General features: G+C 63.4%; 1 protein-coding gene and 1 pseudogene. Both read left to right on the forward strand.

Annotated features, from left to right (window positions below):
* The first annotated feature begins 65 nt into the window (after window positions 1-65).
* Window positions 66-287 carry a hypothetical protein gene (locus A5789_RS38570; RefSeq protein WP_064903081.1) on the forward strand — a complete coding sequence of 74 codons (222 nt, stop codon included), beginning with the start codon at window positions 66-68 and terminating at the stop codon, window positions 285-287.
* Window positions 288-469: 182 nt separating this feature from the next.
* A pseudogene (locus tag A5789_RS38575) lies at window positions 470-771 on the forward strand (ATP-binding protein); the annotation flags it as partial.

Here is a 771-nt window from a genome sequence, read left to right on the forward strand (position 1 = left end):
GAACCGAATTCCATTGTGCTAGAATAGATTTAGTACCGAACTAGCTTCGGACTTACACGGTTCTCGTGACACCCTCGGCGCGTACTGCCGACGATGTCGCGCAGGAGGTCTACGCGTTGCTGATCACCTACCAGGCGTTGCGGACCGCGATCGCCGATACCGCGCTGGCCACACCGGGCATGGTCGCGGACCGGGGCAGTTTCACCGTCGCTTTGCAGACCGCCCGCGACCAGCTCGTCCATGCGGCCGGGTCATCACCGGCGCGACTGTCGATATCGTCGGTGTGATCGGGCGGGCCGTGCGCGCTGACCTGCTCCCACATCGCCGGCCCCGCAGCAGCCTTCGCGTGGTCAAACGGGCAATCTCCAAACACCGCGCCAAGGGGGTGATCGACCGGACCATCTACCAAACCCACATCAGCGTGCGCGTGCTACCCGGTTGACAACCCGGCAGCACACCAAACTGAGCGGCCTTGGGTCTAGCCCGGGCTGCGGTGCACGCCGGCTACCGCACCTATGTCACCACCGCCGCCGATTTGGCGGCCCGCTGCCACAAAGCTGCGATCGAAGGCCGGTGGGCCACCTGCATGCGTTTCTACGCCGGACCAACGCTCCTGGCGATCGACGAACTGGGCTATCTGCCATTACCGGCAGAGGCGGCTTCAGCATTGTTTCAAGTTGTGTCGCAACGATATTTGAAGACCTCGATCGCGATCACCACCAACCGCGGCGTCGGATCCTGGGGCGAGATCCTCGGCGATAACACTGTCGC

The organism is Nocardia sp. 852002-51101_SCH5132738, assembly GCF_001665695.1.
GTDB classification, from domain to species: Bacteria; Actinomycetota; Actinomycetes; order Mycobacteriales; family Mycobacteriaceae; genus Nocardia; species Nocardia nova.